Origin of the sequence: Ruegeria sp. HKCCA5839, from assembly GCF_013035585.1 — a bacterium.
Lineage (GTDB): Bacteria > Pseudomonadota > Alphaproteobacteria > Rhodobacterales > Rhodobacteraceae > Ruegeria.
Map to the genome: position 1 here is coordinate 1 of NZ_WQIE01000002.1, position 18,762 is coordinate 18,762.

The following is an 18,762-nucleotide window of genomic DNA, read 5'->3' on the forward strand; positions in this document are numbered from 1 at the left end:
GCATTCGTTGCCGTTATAGGGACAGTACCATCAGGCGAATGCGCTCAGATCGGTGAGGCCTAATCGCCCTGAGATTGACGTTTGCGCCCTTCGGGGGTCTTTGCCTTTCTGAACGTGATGTACCTGACGTTTACCAGCGCCCAGCCTTGCCCTCGCGTTTGAGTTCGGCCTTTCGGCTTTCGAATGCATCCAACGCAAAATCCCTTAAGTGGTGTAACTTGCTTCCTTTGATATTATGCGCTGTGCCTGCTCAAAGGACGAGGCATTAACCCACCTCTCAATCCACCCTCGATAAATAGTAGATTCTGGGGAAGAGTGGAATGCAGTAGAATAGTTAAGTCACTGAAGATGCTACGCTAAACAAAACCATGACACCTGGTGGAACAGGAATTAGCTGTCTCTCTTAGACACCTAATCCCCAAACCCAAGAACTTACGTTTTTTGATTTCGAATACTGCGCCATCGTGTGACAGCGCAGCAGGGTATTCTGCACCGACCCCTATTCCCCGTCAGCCAACAGCCTGTTCCGACACGATCTCACCAAACTTTGTAAAGAACTTGCCCGACAGCTTTTTGGCCGTTCCCGCAATCAAGCGGCTGCCGAGTTGAGCGATCTTTCCGCCGACATCGACCTTCGCAGTGTAGGCGAGGATGGTTTCGTCACCATCTTCGGTCAGGGTAACGTCTGCACCGCCTTTGGCGAACCCAGCCGCACCACCTTTGCCCTCGCCCATCAAAGAAAACCCGTCCGGCGCGTTGGTTGTGTCCAGCGTGACCTCACCGGCGAATTTCGCTTTGACCGGGCCGATTTTCAGAACAACCTTGGCTTCCAGATGATTGGGCTCGGATTGTGTGAGTTCCTCACAACCTGGGATACACTCGCGCAATATCTCTGGGTTGTTCAGCGCTTCATAGACAACGTCACGCGGGGCGGTGATCCGAATTTCGTCACTCAGTTCCATTCGACTTTCCTTTGTTCAACAGCATCTTGGATAGACACGAAGTGCCTCTTGCGTGGCGTCTTCTGCAGATTGTTCCGGGCGTTCTGGCCACAGTTTGCGCACCCATTCAAGCAAGTTTTTCATCATCTGACACCTCCCTTTCGCTATCCGTGTTCCGCCAACGGATGATCTCGGCGAGGATCGACAAGGCGATTTCGTGTGGATCGACCGCGCGAATGTCCAACCCGGCAGGCGCCTTCAGTTGCGAAACCCGCTCTGCGGCCATACCCTTTGCGATCAGCTTGTCGCCCAGAACCTTTGCCTTGCGGTGGCTTGCCACCATCGACACCCGACGCGCCGGAGATTCCAAGGCGGTTTGCAATGCCGCAGCGTCTGCATGGCCTTGTGACGCGACGACCACGAAGTCGCGTGCTTCAATTCCCAGGGAGGCCACGTCCACTGCGTCAAACGCGAGGTAATCCGAGGACCATTCGGTGCCTTGCGCGACACAGACCCTGAATCCGGCAAGCGCCGCATGAGCCGCCAGCGCCTTGGCGATCGGCGTGTCCCCAAACAAGACCAGCCGATGCGCGTGCTGGTAAGGCTCGACCAGCAGATCGACCGTACCGCCAGACGGACAGCCACTGTTGAACATATGCACATCATCCGGGTCTGCCATGGTCACCACCTTGCTTGACGGTTTCACCCGGATCATCCGGGGTGCGCCTTCTGCCAGCGCCTGCTGGGCCGAAACCCGCACCGCCCGTTGCACGCAAGCGCCACCCAGATGCCCCAGTATCTGGCCATCCCGCGTGATCGCTGCTTTGGCCCCCGCTTTGGCCGAGGTCGCATCCGCCGTCCGCAACACCGTAGCCACGCAGAAAGCCTGACCCTTTTCCCGCAGCGTGTCGATGGTATCGAAAATGTCAAAACCGGGCATAGGCTAGTTCCTTCACAGTTTCCGAAATTCAGGCTCAAGCGCGGCCAATGCGTCCAGAGTATTTGCCGGCAGATGGGCATCCAGATGAGGCAGCGCTGCCTGCATGGCCGCAGCTATGGGTTCGTAGTTCTGCCATCCTTTCAGCGGGTTGAGCCAGACGACCCGTCGCGCCTTGCGCTGAATGCGCGCCAGAACCGCGCCCAGCGCTTCGGGGTCTGAACTGCAATAGCCATCCGACAGGATCAGAACGATGGTGCGCCCGTTCAGAGCGCGCGCGCCATAGCCGTTTAGAAAACTGTCCAGACTGCCCGAGATATCGGTGCCACCACCAAACCCCTCGGCCATCAGCGACAACCGCCCAGCGGCGCGCAGCGTGTCATGGTCGCGCAAAGCATCCGTGACCCGCATCAACCGTGTGTGGAAGAGATAGGCATCCGCCTCGGCTCCACTACCGATCAACCCTTTGAGGAAAGCAAGAAACACCCGCGCATAAACGGACATCGACCCGCTGACATCGCACAGCGCCACAATCCGCATGGGACGGGGCGGCCGCGCACGGCGATAAAGGTCCAACGGCTCTCCTCCACGCGCCAGACTGGCCCGCTGTATCCGCCGCATGTCTAGAGCGGGACCTCGCAGCGCCTGTTTGCGCCGACGCGAACGGCGGTCGCGCATCGCCCGCGCAAGCGCCATAGCCGCCTGTTCCGCCTGTTTCAGAGACTGTTCATCCATCAACTCGCGCAGATCCCGGCGCGACAGGTTGGCTGTTTGGGTCGCCATCAACCGCCCATTCGTTCCTTCACCTTCTCCATCACCCGGATCGGGAATGGTGGCCGCCTGATCAGAGCCCGTCTGGGTATTGTCCGTGTCTTGGTTCAATCCTTCCCAAATCATCGGCTTTGCCGATTGCACCCGCACATGAGACGACTGAACCGTGCCCTGCCGTTGCTTGCCCGCATTGAACCAATAAGCATCGAACAGTTCATCAAACCGCCGCCAGTCCTCGGCATCCCCGGCCAACAAAACGCACAAGGCTTGTCGCGCCTGCGCCGCATCGGTTGCCTCGGTCGCGGCCAACGCCGCCAGCGCATCCCCGGTTTCCGCCGGGCCCACACGCATCCCGTTCATCCGCAGATGGGCGATAAACCCCGCCATCCGGTCGGCCAGACCCGCCGCGCGAGCCGGAAAGCGCGTCACCTGCATCACGCTACCTTCCCGATCAGCCGGTCCATCACCTCGGGCGGGGCGGCGTCATAGTCCGCCGCCGTCTTGAGCAGACAGACCAGAGTAGCCTGCACTGCCTCGCGCGATTGCGCCATATCGTTGACACCCAATCCGGACAGAGCCGCCGCCCAATCCAACATCTCGGCTATGCCCGGCGTTTTCTCCAAATCTTCGCTGCGCAGGGCCTGCACAACGCCGACGATCTGCCGTGCCAACAGCCCCTCGACCTCGGGCATCCGCGCCCGCAGGATCGCCAATTCCGTCTCGCGCGATGGATAATCCAGAAAGCTGTACAAACATCTACGCCGCAATGCGTCCGACAGATCCCGCGTGCCGTTTGCGGTCAGGATCACCACCGGCCGCGACCGCGCTTTGATCGTCCCCAGCTCAGGGATCGTGATCTGATACTCAGAGAGGATTTCCAGCAGATAAGCCTCAAACTCCTCATCCGCCCGATCAATCTCATCAATCAGCAAAACCGGAGATGTGTCTTGCGAGATAGCCTCTAACAAAGGGCGTTTCAGCAGGTATTCATCAGAAAACAACTGCGCTTCCCCAACACCACCATCCGCCTCGCGCGCCCGGATCGCCAGCAGCTGCCGTTGATAATTCCACTCATAGATGGCGTGGCTGGCATCCAGCCCCTCGTAGCATTGCAACCGGATCAGCTGTGTTTCAGACCACGCCGCCATCGCCTTGGCCACCTCGGTCTTGCCGACGCCCGCAGGCCCCTCAAGCAACAAAGGCCGCCCCAAGGCCCGCGCCAGATGCAGCGCCATCGCCAAGCGATCGTCAGCGACATAGCCCTGTTCGGCCAATCCGTTTTGCACTTCCATCAAAGTCACAACCAGGATCCCATCTTCATCTGGCCAAAAATATCCCGGGGGAGGTTCGGAGGGGGTAGAACCCCCTCCGTCCGGTCGGACCGGCGCCAGCCGGTCCGAACCCATTCACCCATGCAACCCCAGCCCGTTGGCGATCTTCCAGATCCGCCAATGATCATGCGGCATATGGCTTTGCACCAACCCAAACGGCCGGAACGCGTCATGCACAGCATTCGAGAACGCGGGAACACCGCCCACATTGGGACTCTCACCCACGCCCTTGGCCCCGATCGGGTGATGCGGCGACGGCGTTACCGTGTGATCGGTGGTGTAGTTTGGTGTCTCCCAGGCTGTTGGCAGGAAAAAGTCCATCAACGTCCCGGTTTTGACATTGCCCATCTCGTCATAGGCAATCTCTTGCCCCATCGCGATAGCCAACGCTTCGGTCACACCGCCATGCACCTGCCCTTCGATGATCATCGGATTGATCCGCGTGCCGCAATCATCCAGTGCATAGAACTGCTGGACGTCCCACTCGCCGGTATCCACGTCAATCTCCATGACACAGATATAGGCCCCGAACGGATAGGTCATATTCGGCGGGTCGTAATAGCTGACAGCCTCCAACCCTGGTTCCAGCCCCGGGATGGCCTGGTTATAGGCTGCAAAGGCGATCTCTTTCATGGTCTTGAACCGCTCGGGCGCGCCTTTGACGGCAAAGCGATCCACATCCCATTCGACATCGTCGTCATGAACCTCAAGCAGATAGGCCGCGATCATCTGCGCCTTGGCGCGGATCTTGCGCGCGGCCATCGCCGTTGCCGCACCCGCCACAGGCGTGGACCGGGACCCATAGGTCCCAAGACCGTATGGCGCGGTATCCGTGTCGCCCTCTTCCAGCGTGATGTCATCAGCGGGCAGGCCAATCTCGCTGGCGATGATCTGGGCGAAGGTCGTGGCATGGCCCTGACCTTGGCTGATCGTCCCCAACCGCGCGATTGCAGAGCCGGTTGGGTGGATACGGATTTCGCAGCTGTCGAACATGCCCAGCCCAAGGATATCGCAGTTCTTAACTGGCCCGGCCCCGACGATTTCGGTGAAATGCGTCAGGCCAATCCCCAGCAGCTTACGGGTCTTACCGGCTTTGAACTCCTCGATCCGCTGCGCCTGTTCGGCGCGCAGACCGTCATAGTCCACAGCTTTCAGCGCTTTGTCCCAGGCCGTGTGGTAATCGCCCGAGTCATATTCCCAGCCCAGCGCAGATTGGTACGGGAACTGATCGGCCTTGATGAAGTTGATCCGGCGCAGCTCTGCCGCGTCCATGTTCAACTTGATGGCCAGTACCTCGATCATGCGTTCGATGAAATAGGCTGCCTCGGTCACCCGGAAGGAACAGCGATAGGCTACCCCGCCCGGTGCCTTGTTGGTATAGACCCCATCGACAGCCAGATAAGCGGTCGGGATGTCGTAGGACCCGGTGCAGATATTCATGAACCCCGCCGGGAATTTGGTCGGGTCGGCACAGGCGTCAAAGCCGCCATGATCCGCCGTGGTATGGCACCACAAACCGGTGATCTTGCCGTCCTTCGTGGCCGCGATCTTGCCCTGCATCCAGTAGTCGCGGGCAAAGGCGGTGGACATCAGGTTTTCCATCCGGTCCTCAACCCATTTCACAGGCTTGCCGGTGACGATCGAAGCCACAACCGAGCAAACATAGCCCGCATAGGCCCCCACCTTATTGCCGAACCCGCCGCCGATATCGGGGCTGATCACACGGATATTGTGTTCAGCCACGCCCGAGATCAGCGAGACAACAGTGCGGATCGCGTGCGGCGCTTGAAAGGTTCCGTAAAGCGTCAGCTTGCCGGTCACCTTGTCCATACTGGCCACGCAGCCGCAGGTTTCCAGCGGGCACGGATGGGTCCGGTGGTAATAGACCATCTCTTCGGCCACCACGTCGGCCTCGGCCAGAACTGCCTCGGTCGCGTCTTTGTCACCCTGTTCCCAGGTAAAGATGTGGTTGTGGTGCTTTCGGGGGCCATGCGCGCCTTCGGTCTGACCTTCCAGGTCTTCGCGTAGGACCACATCCGATTTCAGCGCCTCGAAAGGGTCGGTCAGAACCGGCAGTTCCTCGTACTCGACTTCGACGAGTTCCACCGCATCCGCAGCGATATAACGGTCTTCGGCCACGACATAGGCGACCTCCTGACCCTGAAACAGCACTTTTCCATCGGCCAGCACCATCTGTTTGTCACCGGCCAGCGTCGGCATCCAGTGCAGGCCCAGCGGCGACAGGTCTTCGGCCGTCAACACCGCGATCACACCGGGCAGCGCCAGCGCCGCCTCTTTATTTACACTCACCACGCGGGCATGGGCATAGGGCGAGCGGACAAAGTCGCCAAACAACATCCCGTCCAGCTTGATGTCATCTACATAGTTACCTTTGCCCTGGGTAAACCGCACATCTTCAACGCGCTTGCGCGAACTGCCCATGCCTTTGAGGTTGGCGGCGCGTTCTTCGGGGGTCATGGTCTGGTCGTTCATTCCGCGGCCTCCTTCTGAGCATTCAACATATCCGCCGAGGCCGAGATCGCCTTGACGATGTTCTGATAGCCGGTACAGCGGCAAAGGTTCCCGGCCATGCCAAAACGGATGTCTTCCTCGGTCGGGTTCGGGTTTTCCTGCAGCAGGCGATGCGCGCGGGTGATCATGCCCGGCGTGCAAAAGCCACATTGCAACCCGTGATGTTCACGGAACATTTCCTGAATGACACCCAGGCTCCCGTCCTCGTTGGTCAGGCCTTCGACGGTGGTGACATCGGCTCCGTTCACCTGTGCCACAAAAGTGGTGCAGGATTTGACCGACTTGCCGTCGATATCCACGGTGCAAGCCCCGCAATGGCTGGTTTCGCAGCCGATATGAGGCCCGGTGATTTTCAGATCTTCCCGCAGGAAATGGATCAACAACGTGCGCGGCTCGGCCAGACCTTCGACCGGCTTGCCGTTCACGGTGAGTTTGACGTGCATTTTCGACATTTGTTGTTCCTCCCCTCAACCCGCGCGGCTTTGCGCACGGTCGATGGCGCGGCGCAGCATCACGGCGGCCACGTGTTTCTTGAATTCGACGGGACCGCGATTGTCAGCCACCGGGTCAATCGCGTCGAGCATTGCGGCAACGCAGCCCTCGACATCGCCACTTGCGAGCGCCGTGCTGGCACCCTCGGACCAGACCGGCGTATCGGCAAGATTGGTCATCGCGACCGAGGCCGTGCCATTGCCGACCATCACCGCAGCCGCGGCAGTGGCATAATCTCCGATCTTGCGCTTTTGCTTTTCATAGGCCTGCCCGACACCTGCGCCAGGCACGGGGATATGAATGCGGGTCAGGATCTCTTCATCCTCACGCGCAGTGAAATATGCGGCCTCATAAAAGTCGCGCGCCGCGACGCTGCGATTGCCATCGGGGCCAGAGAGATCAAACGTGGCGTTCAGGCATTGCATAAGCCCCGGCATGTCGTTGCCCGGATCACCATTGGCCACATTGCCCCCTACAGTGCCGACATAGCGGACCTGCGGATCGGCGATCTGCAACGCGGCCTCGCGGATCAGCGGGATCGCCGAGGCCAGCCCGTCATGGGTGATCAACTCATGCTGCGTAACCATCGAACCCAATGACACCGTGTCGGCTCCGACCTCGATGCCCTTCAGTTCTTCAATGGCTTGCAAATCGACCAGATGGCCCATCTCAGCCATGCGCAGCTTCATCATCGGGATCAGGCTGTGCCCACCCGCAAGCACGCGCGCCTCATCTCCGTGTTCCTGTAGAATGCCGATGGCCGAGGCGATGTCGCCTGGCCGGTGATACTCAAAACCGGCTGGTATCATGTTTTCCTCCCTGGGTCCTAGCGATATGCCTTGGGGGACCTGGAACAAGGAAAGGATGACGCGCGTGGGCGATCCAGCAGGCAGAAACCGGGCGCGCAGCTTGTTTCACGAAATGCGAATAAGCTGCACGAGCTGCGATCAGAGGCCCAGCGCTTCGCGAATATCCGTCAGGCGTGATCGGCTGACAGGCACCTTGGCCAACGCATCAACCCCGTCGAAATAGCAGGTGCCATTGTCCTTGTGCCGCTCAAAGCTAGAGACGTGTTTGGGATTGACCAGATAACTGCGATGCGCGCGCAGGAACCCGTCCGGTTTCAAACGGGTCGCCGCCTCGGTGATCGACCAGGGACAAAATAGTTTTTCAGATCCCATGTAGAGAACGGTGTAGTGCCCCTCGGCCCGGATGGCGGCAATACTGGCAGGTTCGGTGAAAAAGGTCTGCCCTTCCCGCTCAAACGGTACACCCGCGCGAAAGGTCGCCGGTTTCGGCACGGGTTCTAGGCTAGGCTGCTCTTTGGGTTCGATGAACGAAATACCGGTCAACAGAAAGGCACCGCAGATCAAAAAAACCGAAACCGTAACGCCCATTGCCAGAATCTGATTGTCCAACGCTGGACCCGCCCCACCCGCGCTGCCGGTGGCGACAAAATCGGTCAGTCCCGTTGCCACGAAATGCATCGAGAACACGGCCAACCCGAAACAGATCGTCCCCAGCAAGATATTACGCTGAGTTCGATTGCCATATGCCACCCAGATGGCCGCCACAGACAGGATCACCGAGGCCAGTGTCGACAAAGCGACATCAAGCAAGTTGTAGACAGGGCGGCAGAGCTGCATTCCGGCCATGCCGATATAGTGCATCACCACAATGCCCAACCCGACAATGATCCCCGATCCAATAATCGTCTGCGACGTGCGCGGCCGGAAATGCAGAACAAGCAATGCCAACCCAACCATCAAGATCGCAACCAAGGCCGATATCAGCGTGATCAGCGCGTCATAGTAGAACAGGATCGGCAATTGCAGGCCCAGCATGGCGACAAAATGCATCGACCAGATGCCGCCACCCAGAATGACCGCTGCCAATGCGACCACAAGCTTGCGCCGTTGCGGCTCTAACTTGGAGGCGCCATGGGTCAGGTAAAGGCCGGTAAATCCGGCCATCAGCGCCACCGCCAACGAGGCCGCCACAAGCCAGCCGTTATGCGAATAATCCAGCATCGCGTTTGCGCTTCCTCCCTGACGCAAGCGTGACGTTAGCAAACCGATCACAGCACGACAATCTGAGAGCCAAGGACAAAGGCACGCAACTATTGAATGACGGCGTTTTCCCAGGCTGAGATGAACTTTTTCCTCTTCAGGCTATCCAGAAACGTCAACAGGGCAGGGTTCAGACCAATGGTTTCCTGTTCGCTCACAGTGTCCTCCGCAACCAGCAAAGGAAGGGGCGATTGAGTGGTGGACTCATTTGGTCTGTCCGAAACAAGATACCGCAAGAACTGCTGAGCGGCCTGAACTGATTGGGTCGCACTGGAAACCATCACCGTCCGCATCATGGTTGTTTGAAAATCTGACGGCAGAATGACTTCCAGGGCATCCTGCCCTTCGGCCTGCGCGCTCGCATAGCTGCCAAGCACATTATACGCGACGTGAATCTTACCCTCCACAAGATCTGAAATCATGTCGCCCGAGCAGCAATAAAGCTTAACTCGCAGACCCCCCATGATTTCCATCAAGCGCCAATAGGTTTCCGAGACACGAGAATCCTGTGTAGCAAATAGATAACCCAAACCCGATTCTCGAACATCATATGTTCCGATTTTGCCGCGAAACATGTCAGGCCGTTCGCGCATCGCTTCGATCAAGTCCTGACGGGTTTCAGGTAACGCGCGTCCTTCGAAAGCAGAACGATTGATAACAATCGTAGCGGGTTCAGAGGTAAAGGCGAAAAGGCTATGGTGCCATTGTGTCCATGGTGGAACCTCCACATCTTCCAGCCGAAGCGCAAAACCGTCATTTGCAAGCTTTAGCTGCAAGTCCATTGCGCTTGAGATAATCACATCGAATGCACTGGGATTTGCCCGCACCCGCCGGTCGATATCCGCCGAGCCGGTCACCAGGTATTCGACACTGATCAGGGGGTTTTCTGCGACAAATCCTTCGATAAAAGGAGCAAAAAGCAAGGTGTCGGTGCTGGAAATAACGCGCAATTGCGGCCCCTCGGCACCCTCATTGAACACAAAACGCTCTTCCCAATCATCGGCTGACGCACAAAGGGGCAAGAGAAGCAGGATTACAGCGATAAGATAACGCATGCGCCGCCCTCTGGCTTGTTTGACAACTCCAATGTGCCGCCATGTGCGGTGGCCACGTCTTGCGCGATGGTCAAACCCAATCCAGAACCAATTGTTCCGGTCGCATTCTGCCCGCGTTCAAATCGTCTTGTCAGCATGTCGATTTCTTCTGACGGAAACCCAGGGCCAGCATCGCTGACCTTAATCTGAACATTTGGGTCTGCCCTGACGTCTATGACGACCGTGCTGTCCACAGGGGCGTATTTCAACGCATTATCGATCATATTCCGCACCGCGTTTTGCAACAGGATCGGATCACCGGAATAGGGTACAGACCGCGCTCCGGTCAGCGATAACGTGAGCTCTCTCATCTCCGCTATGGGTGTCAGCCGCTGGACAAGATCCTTGGTCAATACAACAAGGTCGATGTCTTCACGCTCCAGATGATCGGCACGAAACGTAATCATGGCGTGGTCCAGCAATTGCCCAGCCGCACGAGAGCTTTCGTCAATTGCGCGCACCATGGCCCGCAACGCTTCGCGATTCTCTTTGCGTTCGACACGATGAAGCGTCGCTTCGGCATAAGACCTGACAGTCGCCAATGGCGTACGCACGCGATGGGCTGCTTCGGCGATGAAGTCTTCAGACTGACCAAGCGACTGATCCAACCGCCCCATCAAAGAATTCAACGAGGTCACCAACGGTGCCATTTCACGCGGGACAGGCTTGCGAAACGGGCTGAGGTCCTGCGGCCCCCGGCGGGTGACCGAGGTCGTCAATTTATTCAGCTGACCAATGGTCGTTGACGCGACCCAAAAGGACAGGCAGGCAGCCAACAGAAAGAACCCAATTCCCAGAAACGCGGCATTGCGTGAAATCTGATCCATGGTTTGGGACAACGCGTCCTGGGTTTGGCCAAGCGCCACTTCGATCTGAGTCTGTTTTCCAAGCCCGACCAAAGTTCGCCCCGCATTCACCTGGCGAATGCTTTCACCCCGCATTTCCGTCGATTGGAACGTCCAATTTGCCTGTGCGACTGGTTCGTCAACTTGCAACTCATCATATCCGGAAATGAACGCGCCATCCTGATAGATGGCATAGAACACGCGATCGTCCGACGGTGTTGTCAGCATTGAAAACGCCGCATAAGGGATGTCGATTTCAAGTTGCCCATCCCGGATCGCGGCCGCGTCGAGGATCGAAGCTACAGAGGCACTCAGAATATTATCCTGACCTTGCTGGGCTACACGCGCTGCATAGCTGCGCACTGCAAGAAATAGCAGGATTGCCAGTATCGCCGCACCACCGATCAGTGTCAAAACAAGGCGGTTTCTTAGCGACCCAGAGACAGTGGGGCTATCCGTCATGATCCAACCTGTAGCCCAACCCCCGTAGGGTCGTTATCTTCAAGTCCGAAGCTTCGAGGTGTTTTCGCAACCGCCCGACGTAAACTTCGATCGCGTTGTCAGAAACATTGTCATCATAGGTGAACAGCCTATCGGCCAGTTTCTGCTTGGAAAAAACCTGACCCGGAGCATTTATGAACAGTTCCATCAGCCTTAACTCGCGGTTTCGTAGCGAGATGTCGCGACCGCCGACCGAAAAGTGACCGGCAACCGGGTCGAAAACGATCCCTCCAACTTCGATCCTGGATTTCGCATTACCCGATTTCCGCCGCAACACCGCACGACAGCGCGCCTCAAGCTCGGCATGATCGAAGGGTTTTGTGACGTAGTCATCTGCCCCCATATCGAGCGACCCGATTCGATCTGAAACCTGACTTCGCGCGGTCAAAACGATGACCGGTGTGTCTAGATCACTGGCGCGGTGGCGTGCCAGGAACTCTCTTCCGTCACCATCAGGCAGCATGATGTCCAGTAGGATCAGATCATATTCCTCGACTTCTGCATAAGCCGTGGCATCGTCTAATTTCGCTGCATGATCAACGACATGACCATCCAATCGCATGCGTGACGTGATGGCGTTCGCCAGATCCAGATTATCTTCTACAAGAAGAAATTTCATAAGCCTCAGGAAATCTTCGCGACCGTGACAGGTTGATGTCAGGTTCATATGTTTAGGATCGCAACAGTCTGAGCCGTCAAACGGCCGATTGTCAAATGGGAGGACATCATGACAACATTGAAACTGGGCCGTCGGGCCCTAATCGCAGCTGTGGCCGCATTTGGCCTAAGTGGCCCCGCTCTGGCGGACGGGCACCAGGTCGTGGATAGCATCCACTTTCTCATCCCAGGTGGCGCCGGTGGCGGCTGGGATGGCACCGCACGCGGTACCGGTGAGGCATTGACCAACGCAGGCCTTGTAGGCACCGCTTCTTATGAAAACATGTCGGGTGGCGGCGGCGGTAAAGCTATCGGCTTTTTGATTGAAAACGCAGAAAGCAACCACGGTACCTTGATGGTGAATTCAACACCAATTGTGATCCGCTCACTGACCGGTGTTTTCCCTCACAACTTCCGGGACCTGACGCTGGTGTCGGGCACGATCGGTGATTACGCTGCCATCGTTGTCGGAAAAGACAGCCCGATCAACTCGATGGCGGATTTGCTGGCAGCCTATGATGCCGATCCCGGCGCAACAGCCATCGGTGGCGGTTCTGTGCCCGGCGGTATGGACCATCTGGTTGCTGCCATGGTGATGGAAGCGGCTGGAAAAGATGCTTTGGGTGTCAAATACATCCCTTACGACGCAGGTGGTAAGGCAATGGCCGCCCTGCTATCGGGTGAAATCGCCGCTCTGTCGACTGGTTTCTCCGAAGCCGTGGATCTGGCCAACCAAGGTGAAGTCAAAATCATCGGCGTAACATCGGACGAACGTGTCGATGCGGCACCAGATGCACAGACCATGAAGGAACAGGGCATCGATACCACCTTCGTCAACTGGCGTGGCTTCTTTGCTGCTCCGGGCCTGCCCGAAGAAAAGCTGGTTGCCTACCAAGAGGCCATTACCAAGATGTACGATACGCCCGAATGGGAAGAAGTACGTTCGCGCAATGGCTGGGTAAACATCCACAACTCTGGCGCTGACTTCGAGGCGTTTCTTGAAGATCAGGAAAAGCAAATCAGCGACCTGATGAAGAAGCTGGGCTTCCTCTAATACAACAACCAGGCAGAGCGGATCTCCGCTCTGCCGCAAGAATTTCGGGGAGGGGACACCATGGCGCTGGATCGCTGGATCGCGCTCATTCTACTGGGCATATGTTTGACATATGGGTACGCGGCTTGGTTTACCATGGACGGTGCTCTGCCTCCCTTCATGCAGCGAAATCCGATTTGGCCCAGCACCTTCCCCAAAGTGCTGTCGGTTCTCGGTATCATTGCATCAACGATCATCCTTCTGGGCTTTGAAAAAAGCGAGTTGAAAGAGGCCGAAATCGACTATCGCCGGTTGGCTGACTACCACCTGGGTCAGGCTGTCACGCTGCTTGTTCTTATGGTTGTTTACGCGCTTTGCTTGCGTCCGGTCGGCTTCCTGATCTCGACATCAGCCTTTCTGATACTCGGTTCGTTCATTCTGGGTGAGCGAAAGTGGCATGTCATGTTGCCTGTCGCGCTGATTGCAACCGGTGCTGTCTGGTATTTGGTCCAAGAGGTTCTTGGCATCTATATGCGCCCCTTGCCGGGCATTTTCGGAGGTTGACATGCTTGAAGGACTTCTGATCGGCCTGCAGACGGCTTTTTCCATTCAGAACCTGCTTATGGTTATTGCCGGGTGTCTCATCGGCACGTTCATCGGAATGCTGCCCGGTCTGGGCCCGATGTCGATCATTGCGATCATGATCCCTGTGGCGATTTCGATGGGCGACCCTTCGGCGGCTCTGATCTTGCTGGCAGGGGTGTACTACGGCGCCATCTTTGGCGGGTCCACGTCGTCCATCCTGCTGAACGCACCGGGGGTTGCCGGTACCGTCGCTTCCAGTTTTGACGGATATCCGATGGCGCGTCAGGGTAAGGCGGGCAAAGCTCTGACCGTTGCTGCGGTCGCAAGTTTCGCAGGCGGGACGTTGGGGGCTGTTCTCTTGATGGTCTTCGCACCTGCCTTGTCTTCAGTCGCCCTGTTGTTTCACTCGGCCGAATATTTCGCGCTGATGGTTGTCGGATTATCTGCGATTGCCGCTTTTGCTGGGTCGGGCCAAGTGGCCAAAGCAATAATCATGACCATTCTGGGTCTGATCATGGCCACCGTTGGCGAAGGCGCCTTGTTCAATCTGCCCCGCTTTACGATGGGTATCATGGACTTGCAGTCAGGCTTTGGTTTCATCACCCTGGCGATGGCCATGTTCGCCTTGCCAGAGGCGCTGTTTCTTGTCCTCAAACCCAAAGATCTGAAAGGGGATGAGGGAGAGATCAAAGATCTTAGGATCACCAAGGACGAGGCAAAAGCCATTGCGCCTGTTGTCGGACGCCAGTCGGTGCAGGGTTTCTTTATCGGGGTTCTACCCGGAGCGGGCGCAACAATCGCCAGCTTCCTTGGCTATGCTGTCGAACGCAACATTGCACCGAAGGAAGAGCAGGAAGAATTCGGCAAGGGCTCGATCAAAGGTCTGGCAGCTCCCGAAACGGCCAACAACGCCGCTTGCACGGGCTCATTTGTTCCTTTGCTGACTTTGGGAATTCCGGGCTCAGGAACAACCGCTATCCTTTTAGGAGCATTGATTGCCCTGAACGTCACACCGGGCCCACGCCTGATGATCGACGAGCCGCAGATTTTCTGGGCGGTCATCATGTCGATGTTCATTGGCAACCTGGTTTTGCTGATCCTGAATCTTCCGCTGATCCCTTATATCGCCAAGGTTCTTGCGATCCCGCGTAACTATCTGATCCCGTTCATTTTGTTTTTCACGCTGATGGGTGCCTATATCGGTCAGAACAATGCGACCGAGCTGTTGATCCTTGTCGGTTTCGGAATCTGCGCCACCGCATTGAAGTTTGCCGATTACCCGCTGGCGCCATTGCTTATCGGCTTCATCCTTGGCGGGATGATGGAGGACAATTTTGCAAGATCCATGCAGTTGTATGATGGCATCGCGTTTATCTGGGAACGCCCCATGACATTGGGCCTGCTTGTGGTTGCTGTGCTCTTGGTGCTTCTGCCCAGCTACCGCGCACGACGAGCTCGTGCGCGTGCCGCTGGTGTGGCTGATGGCGACTGATCCGCTTACTGGTGTTCGGGTTCTTGACCTGACCAATGTGCTGGCAGGCCCCTATTGTTGTTACCAACTGGCCTTGATGGGGGCCGAAGTCATCAAGGTAGAACGGCCCGGAGCAGGAGACTTGGCGCGTGTATTGGGGGCCGATCCAGCGCGCAACAAATCCGGTATGGGCATCAGCTTTCTGGCCCAGAACGCCAATAAGAAATCCGTCACCCTGGATCTAAAGGCCCAGAAAGGCAAAGCGCTGCTCAAGCGGCTAGTTCAAACAGCCGATGTGCTGGTCGAGAACTTCAGGCCCGGCGTCATGGACCGGTTGGAATTGGGCTATGACGTCCTGCGCAAAGAAAATCCCGGCCTGATCTATTGCGCCATCAGCGGCTTTGGTCAGGACGGTCCGCGCCGAGATGATCCGGCCTATGATCAGATCGTTCAGGGGATCAGCGGTGTCATGTCGATCACTGGCGCGCCGGATACTGCGCCCTACCGTGTGGGCTATCCTCTGGCCGATACGGTGGGTGGGCTGACCGCTGCTTTTGCGATCAGCTCTGCCCTGAATGCCAATCCGCGCGGTACTTTTCTGGACGTGGCCATGTCCGAGGCAGTGATCTCGACGATGGGATGGGTCGTGTCGAACTATCTTGTCGGAGGTGTGCGCCCGGCTGCGCATGGCAATGAAAACACAACATCGGCCCCCTCCGGCACGTTTGCGACCGCTGACAAGCCGATCAACATTGCTGCTAATCGCGATGAACAATGGCAAGCACTGGCGACACATCTGGGTCGCGATGATCTGCTGACCCATCCCGATTTCGCAACCCGTGAAGACCGCAAGGCGAACCGGGTTGCACTGCGTGACGTGTTGGAGGGTATGCTGCGTACCCGGCCATCTGAAGCTTGGGTGGCTGAGTTGAACGCGCTGGGCGTACCCGCGGGCCAGGTCCTGTCGGTGCCTGATGCGCTGGATGACGATCAACTTGCCGGGCGCGGGATGATCGGCACAGTCTCGGTTCACGGTGAAAAGATGCGTCTTGCCGGCAGTCCGGTGGTTATGGACGGGCAGCGCAACATGCCTGAAGCTGCACCGCCGGATCTGGGTGCCGACAATACGACGATCTGGTCTGAATTGGGCCTAACACAGGCCGAAATCGATGATTTGAAACAAGAGGGGATCCTATGAGCGACGTCTCGGACTGGTGGCAAACCTCCATCATCGACATGGAACCTGGACGCATCGCACTGCGCGGAGAGCCGATTCAGGATCTGATCGGCCATATCAGCTTTGCCGAAATGATCTGGTTCCTGGTGCGCGGTGACAAACCGACACAAGCACAGGCCCGTCTGTTCGAGGCGGCTTTGGTTGCGGCTGTGGATCACGGGCCGCAAGCGCCGTCCATTGCCACTGCGCGTATGGCTGTCACTTGCGGCCTGCCGTTGAACAATGCGATGGCCAGCGCGGTGAATATGCTTGGTGATGTTCACGGTGGCGCCGGAGAGCAGGCCGTCACGCTCTATCACTTCGTCGAGGAGCGGTCTGGTGATCTGGGGGACGCGCTGGACGAATGGATCTCGACCCAAGGGAAAATCCTACCAGGTTTCGGGCATCGGTTTCACACCCCGACCGACCCGCGCGCGCCTCGGTTGATGGCACTGGTTCAAGACGCCATGGACAACGGGGCCTGCGATGGTCGGTTCATGAAGATCGCGACGGATATCGAGGCCGAGCTGATGCGTCGAAAGGGCAAACCCGTGCCCATGAACATCGACGGCGCCACGGCTGTCATCTATGCTGAACTTGGCTTTGCCCCGCCGCTTGCCCGGGGTCTTTTCTGCCTGTCACGCTCGGTCGGGATTCTGGCCCATGCCTGGGAGCAATCGCAGCAAGGGGGCCGGAACAAAGGACCGACCCCACCAAGCTACAGATGGACTTACACAGGTGCGCGGAACGAGTGATCAGGCCCGGAAACGAGTCTGATCAAGCCTGTTTTTCAACCGCTGGCTCGGTGCTGTCTTCGACAGCACCTTCGACCGTTTCTTCCACCGGGTCAGCCTCAACCTCGATCGCGTCGTCAACCTCTTCCGTTTCCTCGGCTTCGGTCTTGTCCTCCAGCGCGCCAACGATCAGCGGCAGCATGTGAACACCGGTCGCGCTGGCGATCTCGGGGGTTTGCGGTGTTTGCCAGCTGAGCGTATCGAAACTGCCGCAATTCGGGCAGACGGGTGCCCATTCGGCCTGAATGTCATGGCAATTGTCGCAAACCCATTGCGGACCGCGTGGCGCGTTCAGGGCGCGGGCCAGCCAACCCTGCACAACGGCATCCGATGCGCCCTCACCCCGTTCAATGGCGGCCATCAGGGTGAACGCGCGGGCATCACCCTTGTTTTCCACCACATCTCCCAGCGCGCGACGCGCTTCGGGGAAGTCTTCGGCGACGATGTTCAGCTCGGCCAGGATCAGACGGGTTTCCATATTTTCAGGATGCACACGGGTCAGAGCGGTAAAGCGCTTGATCCTCTGATGCGGGGTTTCGTCGGGTTCGATCTCGGCAAAGGCATGGGCCAGCTCTGGATGCGGCTGAACCTCCCATGCTTTTTTCAGGATCTTGGTCGCGGCGCGGGCCTTGCCCTTTTTGATATGCGCGCGCGCGGCCATCGCAGCCGCTGGCACCAGATCCGGCGACAGGCGGTTGGCCTCAATCGCGCGTTCCTGCTGCTCAAGCGTGGCATCTTCATCCAACAGGTCTTTGGCCTCGGACAAGGCCAGGACCGCATCGCGTCGCTTGAACACATCGCGCGGCAAATACCCTGCTTTTAGCTTTGCCGTCAGGGTCGAGCGCGCACCCGCCCAATCCTGCGCCTTGGTCTGCAGGTTCAACAGAACGTCCTGCGTTTCCTCGTGGCGCGGTTTCAGGGACAGAGCTTTCTCGGCCAGTTTGCGGGCGGTATCGTCGTCGCCTTCGGCCAGCTTCTGTTTCATGATGCCGCGCACACCAACAAAACGCGTCGCATTATTGGTCACCAGTTTCTTATAGGTTTCAGACGCCTTTTTTGTGTCACCGGTCATTTCCGCTGCTTGCGCCACCAGAAGGTTGGTCAGTTCCGGTTTGTTCAGCAGTTTTTCGGCGCGGTTCGCTTTGGCCATGGCCGCACGCCCTTCGCCCGAGGCTAATGCCATCAGCCCATCGGCCAGCGCTTGATAGCCCTTTTGCTCGCGGTTGCGATCGAAATAGCGCGACAAAGCGGTTTCATCACCGTTGAGGAATTTCAATGTGGCGATCAACAGGCTGAGCAGTTTGAAGAACAACCAGACCAGAACCACCAACACGCCCAGCGCAATGACCGATTGCAACGGGCTGAGCGTATATTCAGTGCCCGCGACGGTGATCTGAACCCCGCCGCTGGTTTCCATAAGGAACCCGGCGCCAACAGCCAGAAGGCCGATAATCGCAACAAAAACAAGGATCTTTAACAATGACCACAGCATG

17 protein-coding genes are annotated in these 18,762 nt (G+C 57.7%); 5 read left to right on the top strand and 12 right to left on the bottom strand.

Translation table 11 applies throughout. From position 1 onward, the window contains the following. Positions 1-509: 509 nt before the first annotated feature. From GOV38_RS05565 to GOV38_RS05615, 11 genes are all read right to left on the bottom strand, one after another. Entirely contained in the window at positions 510-962 is a 453-nt protein-coding gene (locus GOV38_RS05565; protein ID WP_171097285.1) for a carbon monoxide dehydrogenase subunit G, read from the bottom strand. 106 nt (positions 963-1,068) lie between these two features. Then, positions 1,069-1,881, bottom strand: coding sequence for an XdhC family protein (locus GOV38_RS05570; protein ID WP_171208385.1), 813 nt, complete (start codon positions 1,879-1,881; stop codon positions 1,069-1,071). 12 nt (positions 1,882-1,893) lie between these two features. Beyond that, entirely contained in the window at positions 1,894-3,084 is a 1,191-nt protein-coding gene (locus GOV38_RS05575) for a VWA domain-containing protein (protein ID WP_171208386.1), read from the bottom strand. Further along, the gene (locus GOV38_RS05580; protein ID WP_171208739.1) at positions 3,084-3,941 is read right to left on the bottom strand and encodes a MoxR family ATPase; all 858 of its coding nucleotides are present in this window, start codon (positions 3,939-3,941) and stop codon (positions 3,084-3,086) included. Before GOV38_RS05580 ends, GOV38_RS05575 begins: the two co-directional genes overlap by 1 nt. A gap of 114 nt (positions 3,942-4,055) precedes the next feature. After that, positions 4,056-6,473, bottom strand: coding sequence for an aerobic carbon-monoxide dehydrogenase large subunit (locus tag GOV38_RS05585; protein WP_171208387.1), 2,418 nt, complete (start codon positions 6,471-6,473; stop codon positions 4,056-4,058). Further along, on the bottom strand, positions 6,470-6,964 hold the full coding sequence (locus GOV38_RS05590) for a (2Fe-2S)-binding protein (RefSeq protein ID WP_171208388.1): 495 nt from the start codon (positions 6,962-6,964) through the stop codon (positions 6,470-6,472). The genes GOV38_RS05585 and GOV38_RS05590 overlap by 4 nt, the downstream gene beginning before the upstream one ends. Before the next feature lie 15 nt (positions 6,965-6,979). Further along, a complete protein-coding gene (locus tag GOV38_RS05595) occupies positions 6,980-7,813 on the bottom strand; it encodes a xanthine dehydrogenase family protein subunit M (protein WP_171208389.1) in 834 nt (277 codons plus the stop codon). A gap of 138 nt (positions 7,814-7,951) precedes the next feature. Continuing rightward, a complete protein-coding gene (locus GOV38_RS05600) occupies positions 7,952-9,034 on the bottom strand; it encodes an MHYT domain-containing protein (RefSeq protein ID WP_171208390.1) in 1,083 nt (360 codons plus the stop codon). Positions 9,035-9,123: 89 nt separating this feature from the next. Then, positions 9,124-10,128 (bottom strand): ABC transporter substrate-binding protein, encoded by a 1,005-nt coding sequence (locus GOV38_RS05605; protein ID WP_171133834.1) that lies wholly within the window; start codon positions 10,126-10,128, stop codon positions 9,124-9,126. Then, on the bottom strand, positions 10,107-11,474 hold the full coding sequence (locus GOV38_RS05610) for a sensor histidine kinase (protein ID WP_171208391.1): 1,368 nt from the start codon (positions 11,472-11,474) through the stop codon (positions 10,107-10,109). Before GOV38_RS05610 ends, GOV38_RS05605 begins: the two co-directional genes overlap by 22 nt. Next, positions 11,464-12,132, bottom strand: a complete 669-nt coding sequence (locus tag GOV38_RS05615) for a response regulator transcription factor (RefSeq protein WP_171098112.1) — start codon at positions 12,130-12,132, stop codon at positions 11,464-11,466. The genes GOV38_RS05610 and GOV38_RS05615 overlap by 11 nt, the downstream gene beginning before the upstream one ends. Positions 12,133-12,240: 108 nt before the next feature. Here GOV38_RS05615 and GOV38_RS05620 point away from each other — a divergent pair, with 108 nt between their 5' ends. Genes GOV38_RS05620 through GOV38_RS05640 form a run of 5 tightly spaced genes read left to right on the top strand, consistent with a single transcriptional unit; the run spans position 12,241 to position 17,230 of the window. Beyond that, the gene (locus GOV38_RS05620; protein ID WP_171208392.1) at positions 12,241-13,224 is read left to right on the top strand and encodes a tripartite tricarboxylate transporter substrate binding protein; all 984 of its coding nucleotides are present in this window, start codon (positions 12,241-12,243) and stop codon (positions 13,222-13,224) included. Between the two features lie 60 nt (positions 13,225-13,284). Continuing rightward, entirely contained in the window at positions 13,285-13,767 is a 483-nt protein-coding gene (locus GOV38_RS05625) for a tripartite tricarboxylate transporter TctB family protein (RefSeq protein WP_171208393.1), read from the top strand. Position 13,768: 1 nt separating this feature from the next. Continuing rightward, positions 13,769-15,280 (top strand): tripartite tricarboxylate transporter permease, encoded by a 1,512-nt coding sequence (locus tag GOV38_RS05630; RefSeq protein WP_171133830.1) that lies wholly within the window; start codon positions 13,769-13,771, stop codon positions 15,278-15,280. Beyond that, positions 15,270-16,457 carry a CaiB/BaiF CoA-transferase family protein gene (locus GOV38_RS05635; RefSeq protein ID WP_171208394.1) on the top strand — a complete coding sequence of 396 codons (1,188 nt, stop codon included), beginning with the start codon at positions 15,270-15,272 and terminating at the stop codon, positions 16,455-16,457. Before GOV38_RS05630 ends, GOV38_RS05635 begins: the two co-directional genes overlap by 11 nt. Then, positions 16,454-17,230: a citryl-CoA lyase gene (locus GOV38_RS05640; protein WP_171208395.1), complete on the top strand. Its 777-nt coding sequence runs from the start codon at positions 16,454-16,456 to the stop codon at positions 17,228-17,230. Before GOV38_RS05635 ends, GOV38_RS05640 begins: the two co-directional genes overlap by 4 nt. A 22-nt stretch (positions 17,231-17,252) precedes the next feature. On the opposite strand, the gene GOV38_RS05645 is transcribed toward GOV38_RS05640, so the two are convergent. Next, positions 17,253-18,761: a heme biosynthesis protein HemY gene (locus GOV38_RS05645; RefSeq protein ID WP_171208396.1), complete on the bottom strand. Its 1,509-nt coding sequence runs from the start codon at positions 18,759-18,761 to the stop codon at positions 17,253-17,255. Position 18,762: the final 1 nt, after the last annotated feature.

Coding starts and splice junctions, on each gene's coding strand:
- GOV38_RS05565 (WP_171097285.1), bottom strand. CDS start 962: ATGGAACTGAGTGACGAAATTCGGATCACCGCCCCGCGTGACGTTGTC.
- GOV38_RS05570 (WP_171208385.1), bottom strand. CDS start 1,881: ATGCCCGGTTTTGACATTTTCGATACCATCGACACGCTGCGGGAAAAG.
- GOV38_RS05575 (WP_171208386.1), bottom strand. CDS start 3,084: ATGCAGGTGACGCGCTTTCCGGCTCGCGCGGCGGGTCTGGCCGACCGG.
- GOV38_RS05580 (WP_171208739.1), bottom strand. CDS start 3,941: ATGGAAGTGCAAAACGGATTGGCCGAACAGGGCTATGTCGCTGACGAT.
- GOV38_RS05585 (WP_171208387.1), bottom strand. CDS start 6,473: ATGAACGACCAGACCATGACCCCCGAAGAACGCGCCGCCAACCTCAAA.
- GOV38_RS05590 (WP_171208388.1), bottom strand. CDS start 6,964: ATGTCGAAAATGCACGTCAAACTCACCGTGAACGGCAAGCCGGTCGAA.
- GOV38_RS05595 (WP_171208389.1), bottom strand. CDS start 7,813: ATGATACCAGCCGGTTTTGAGTATCACCGGCCAGGCGACATCGCCTCG.
- GOV38_RS05600 (WP_171208390.1), bottom strand. CDS start 9,034: ATGCTGGATTATTCGCATAACGGCTGGCTTGTGGCGGCCTCGTTGGCG.
- GOV38_RS05605 (WP_171133834.1), bottom strand. CDS start 10,128: ATGCGTTATCTTATCGCTGTAATCCTGCTTCTCTTGCCCCTTTGTGCG.
- GOV38_RS05610 (WP_171208391.1), bottom strand. CDS start 11,474: ATGACGGATAGCCCCACTGTCTCTGGGTCGCTAAGAAACCGCCTTGTT.
- GOV38_RS05615 (WP_171098112.1), bottom strand. CDS start 12,132: ATGAAATTTCTTCTTGTAGAAGATAATCTGGATCTGGCGAACGCCATC.
- GOV38_RS05620 (WP_171208392.1), top strand. CDS start 12,241: ATGACAACATTGAAACTGGGCCGTCGGGCCCTAATCGCAGCTGTGGCC.
- GOV38_RS05625 (WP_171208393.1), top strand. CDS start 13,285: ATGGCGCTGGATCGCTGGATCGCGCTCATTCTACTGGGCATATGTTTG.
- GOV38_RS05630 (WP_171133830.1), top strand. CDS start 13,769: ATGCTTGAAGGACTTCTGATCGGCCTGCAGACGGCTTTTTCCATTCAG.
- GOV38_RS05635 (WP_171208394.1), top strand. CDS start 15,270: ATGGCGACTGATCCGCTTACTGGTGTTCGGGTTCTTGACCTGACCAAT.
- GOV38_RS05640 (WP_171208395.1), top strand. CDS start 16,454: ATGAGCGACGTCTCGGACTGGTGGCAAACCTCCATCATCGACATGGAA.
- GOV38_RS05645 (WP_171208396.1), bottom strand. CDS start 18,761: ATGCTGTGGTCATTGTTAAAGATCCTTGTTTTTGTTGCGATTATCGGC.